The 4,375-nt window shown below is 33.6% G+C and carries 5 protein-coding genes and 1 pseudogene; 5 read left to right on the top strand and 1 reads right to left on the bottom strand.

The features are described 5' to 3' along the window. From ACK5ON_RS06625 to ACK5ON_RS06605, 5 genes are all read left to right on the top strand, one after another. Nucleotides 1-910 (top strand): cbb3-type cytochrome c oxidase N-terminal domain-containing protein (locus ACK5ON_RS06625; RefSeq protein ID WP_409821003.1); only part of this gene is annotated, 910 nt, incomplete at its 5' end. Nucleotides 911-932: 22 nt separating this feature from the next. Beyond that, nucleotides 933-2,351, top strand: a complete 1,419-nt coding sequence (gene ccoG / locus ACK5ON_RS06620; RefSeq protein ID WP_409821001.1) for a cytochrome c oxidase accessory protein CcoG — start codon at nucleotides 933-935, stop codon at nucleotides 2,349-2,351. 165 nt (nucleotides 2,352-2,516) lie between these two features. Continuing rightward, nucleotides 2,517-2,966 carry a FixH family protein gene (locus ACK5ON_RS06615; RefSeq protein WP_409820998.1) on the top strand — a complete coding sequence of 150 codons (450 nt, stop codon included), beginning with the start codon at nucleotides 2,517-2,519 and terminating at the stop codon, nucleotides 2,964-2,966. A 95-nt stretch (nucleotides 2,967-3,061) separates the two neighbouring features. Beyond that, nucleotides 3,062-3,763: a sulfite exporter TauE/SafE family protein gene (locus ACK5ON_RS06610; RefSeq protein ID WP_409820996.1), complete on the top strand. Its 702-nt coding sequence runs from the start codon at nucleotides 3,062-3,064 to the stop codon at nucleotides 3,761-3,763. A gap of 64 nt (nucleotides 3,764-3,827) precedes the next feature. After that, on the top strand, nucleotides 3,828-4,058 hold the full coding sequence (locus tag ACK5ON_RS06605) for a YdcH family protein (protein ID WP_409820995.1): 231 nt from the start codon (nucleotides 3,828-3,830) through the stop codon (nucleotides 4,056-4,058). A gap of 65 nt (nucleotides 4,059-4,123) precedes the next feature. On the opposite strand, the pseudogene ACK5ON_RS06600 reads toward ACK5ON_RS06605, so the two are convergent. Then, nucleotides 4,124-4,375, bottom strand: a pseudogene (locus ACK5ON_RS06600) (coproporphyrinogen III oxidase); the annotation flags it as partial.

Here is a 4,375-nt window from a genome sequence, read left to right as displayed (position 1 = left end):
ATATGTAAGAGTGCCATTGATTTTTGCCTTAGTTTTTGGGGCAATGGAATATTTCATCGAATCTGGTGACCAACCCGCATTTATCAAATTTCCAATGGTTGGGTTGTTTTTAGCTGTATTTCTATTCTTGCTCGTTGCTATCGAAATTGTATCAAGTGCGGTTGATAATATAACCTATCATTTGCTGACAGAGGAACAAAAAAAGCAATTAGACGAAGCTCAATCAATACCATTTACCGAAAGTGCTTTCTATAAAAATATCTTAAATAAACTAACACGTACCAAAACAATAGAGCAGGAATCAGACGTAATGCTGGATCATAATTATGATGGTATTCGAGAGTTAGACAATGTTTTGCCACCTTGGTGGGTCTATTTATTTTATGGTACTATAATTTTTGGAGCTATTTATTTAGTTCGTTATCAAATTATGGACGGTAATAATCAGGTTCAAGAATTTCAAACCGAAATGCAAGAGGCAAAAGTAGCGGTTGCGGAATACTTAAAAACAGCTCCTGACATGATGAGCAAAGAGAAAGTAACATTGTTGACAGATGCCACGAGTTTAGCTGCTGGAAAAGCTATATATACTGCTAATTGTGTGGCATGTCATCGCCCAGATGGTGGTGGACAAATTGGACCAAACCTAACTGATAACTATTGGATTCTTGGTGGTGGTATCAAAAATGTTTTCAACACGGTAATGGAAGGCGGTCGCGACGGAAAAGGAATGGTGGCTTGGAAAGCGTCTATCAAACCTTCTGATATTCAAAAAGTTGCTAGTTATGTGTTGTCGCTACAAGGAACAAATCCAAAAGACGCCAAGCCTACAGAACCAGAAGCTAAAGAATGGGTAGAAGAAGCAACAAAAGTGATTACAAAAGATACGCTTAAAGTAACCAATAAATAAGTTCTTAACAACCCCAAATCCAATGCTGAACGAAGAAGACAATAGTTTTAGAGATAGTATCAGTACTATTGATGCCAAAGGCAAAAGAGCATGGATATTTCCTAAAATACCCAAAGGGAAATTATATGAACGCAGAAAATGGGTGAGCTATTTCTTGTTACTGTTTCTTTTTGCAGCACCTTTTGTAAAAGTAAACCATCATCAGTTTATGATGTTCAATGTCGTAGAACGTCGTTTTAACTTGTTTGGTTTTCCTTTTTGGCCTCAGGATTTTCACATCTTCGTGATTATCATGATTATTGGAGTAGTAGGATTGGCTTTATTTACAGTGGCTTTCGGGCGTATATTTTGCGGTTGGTTTTGTCCGCAAACCATTTTTATGGAAATGCTATTCCGTAGGATAGAGTTTTGGATAGATGGCGATAGAGGTGCTCAAATTCGCTTAGCCAAACAAGAATGGAATAGTGAAAAAATTAGAAAACGTTTGACCAAATGGGTTATCTTTTTTGTCATTTCATTTTGGATTGCCAATGTCTTCTTGGCTTATTTGATTAGTAGTGATAAGTTAATTTTACTAGTAAAAGAAGGACCAGCTAACAATACGAGTACGCTCATTGCTTTATTTATTTTTACTGCCGTATTCTATTTTATCTATGCATGGTTTCGAGAACAAGTTTGTATTATTGCTTGTCCTTATGGCAGAATGCAAGGTGTTTTACTAGATGACAAATCAATCAATGTGGCCTATGACCATGTGCGTGGTGAAAAAGTAATAGGCAGAGCCAAGTTTAATAAGAACGAAGATAGAGCAGCTTCTGGTAAAGGCGATTGTATTGATTGTGGGTTATGCGTGCATGTTTGTCCCACCGGAATTGATATTCGACATGGAACGCAACTAGAATGTGTCAATTGTACCGCCTGTATTGACGAATGCGACGACATAATGGAAAAAGTGGGTTTGCCCAAAGGATTAATTCGCTATGCTAGTGAAGACGAAATTGTAAAAAATGAACCTTTCGTTTTTACGAATAGAATGAAAGGATATGCAGCCATACTAGCTATTTTAACAGGCGTTTTTATCGGAATGTTATTCCTTAGAAACGAAGTCGAAGCCACTATTTTGAGATTGCCAGGACAATTATTCCAACACAAAGGTGATAAAATCAGTAATGTATACACCTACAAGATAGTGAACAAAACATCGATTGATTTTGATAAAGTACATTTTGAATTGGTATCACCAAAAGGAGTAATAAAAATGGTGGGAAACCGCTATTTCAAAGTGCCCAAAGAAGGCATAACCGAAGGAACATTGTTCATCGAGATTGACCAAGCAGTTTTAGAAAGTGATAAAACCAAATTACAACTAGAGATATATAACGATAAAGATTTAATTGACAACGAAACAACGAACTTTTTAGGACCAAGAAGTTTCGATTAAAAAGAAGTTTAAACACACAAGAGAAACATAGAATAACCTAAATTAAAGGTGTTATAGAAATTTCATTTTCATATAACTATAGTTTCTTTCTTGAGCAGAGCGTCTATTAAATTGTATTTTTAAATGAGTTTGAAAGTAGTAATAAAACTTAAAAAAAAAATAAAAATGAAAATTAATTGGGGAACAGGAATTGTCATTGCATTTGCACTATTTATGAGTTTCATTTTATACTTTGTTTTCAAAGTGCAATCAGATAGTAAGTATGACAATGAACTAGTAACAGAAGACTATTATAAAAAAGAAATTCGAGTGCAAGGCGATATTCAAAAGGTTCAAAATGCTAATGATATGAAAGTGAAAGTAGTCATAGCAAATACCGAAAAAGGTATTCATATTGCTTTTCCAAAAGATTTTGATTTTAAAAACATTAAAGGAAAAGTATCCTTATATAGACCGTCAAACCAAAAGCTGGATTTTGAAATTCCAATTTCGCTTTCCAGTCCTGATTTGCTCATACCTAAAAAAAATCTGGTTGGCGGTCTTTGGGATATTTCTGTAGAATGGAATTATCAAGGTAAAACCTATTTGAATAAAGAAGAAATTTATTTTCAATAGAAAAATCAATAACAATAGCAATATCAATTTCAATTTCAAATTTCAAATATCTAATATCAAATTTCAAATTTCAAATTTCAAATTTCAAATATCTAATGCTCTACACAGCACTCATCTTCGGTTTAATATCCAGTTTACACTGCATTGGTATGTGTGGACCTATTGCCATGATGTTGCCAGTAGATAGAAACAATCCAGCCAAAAAAACGATACAAATCTTGCTTTATCATTCAGGTAGATTGACTTCTTATGCCATGCTAGGAATGCTTTTTGGACTGTTAGGAAGAGGATTGTATGTAGCTGGAATACAACAACAAATTTCAATTGTAATGGGAGTTTTAATGATTGTTTTGGCCATAGTGCCAGAGAAAGTATTTGCCCGTTATAATTTTTCAAGACCCATTTACAATATCATCTCAAAAGCAAAAACAAGTTTGGGTAGGCAGTTCAAACGCAAAAGTCCCGATGCACTTTTTACCATCGGAGTTCTCAACGGATTATTGCCATGCGGACTAGTCTATGCGGCACTTTTTGGTGCTATTGCCATGCAATCAGTTACTTTTAGTATTTCCTATATGTTGCTTTACGGATTGGGAACTATTCCTTTAATGAGTGCTGTGGTCTATGTGAGTAATTTTTTGTCTTTCCCTTTTAGAAACAAATTGCAAAAAATTGTACCAATAGTTACAGTTATTATCGGATTGCTATTTGTTTTAAGAGGCATGGGATTAGATATAGCTTATATATCCCCAAGCAATATCAATTTATTCGTTCAATCTACTGCCAATTGTCACTAATTAAAAACACTAAACTATTTTAAACAACCTTAAACAATCATAAACTAATTTAAACCTTCTTAAAATGGAAAAACACGATTTAAAACACGAATTTCCTGAATATCAAGATAAAATCCATGAGCTTAAAATTTCTAATGTTCATTTCAGAAAACTATTTGATGAATATCATGAAATAGAACATCAGATTCGTCGAATTAATATGGGTTCTGAAATAGCTAATGATAAATTTCTTCATGAATTAAAAGCAAAATTATTATTTCTGAAAGATGAAATTTATGCGTATTTAAACAAGTAATTATTTGTTTCATTGAACAATAAAAAACCATGTGAATAACGTGGTTTTTTATGATTAAAATTGTTTTAAACCGTCATCGAAAATAGTTTTGTTTTGGGTGCTTTCCGTTTCAAACGTAAATCAAGTGCCATACAAATGTTCCGCACAAAAGGTTTTCCCTTGTCAGTAATTGTAATCGATTTATCGCCCAATACAACTAAACCGTCTTTTTCCATTTCTGAAAGTTCTATCACTATTTCGGTAAGTTCTTTAAAATAGTTTTCTACATTATCCCAAGAAGTGCTAAACTGACACATCAAATTGAGTATGTGTTGGCG

Source organism: Flavobacterium sp., assembly GCF_046317795.1.
GTDB lineage: Bacteria > Bacteroidota > Bacteroidia > Flavobacteriales > Flavobacteriaceae > Flavobacterium.
This window is presented reverse-complemented; position numbering and strand designations above follow the sequence as displayed.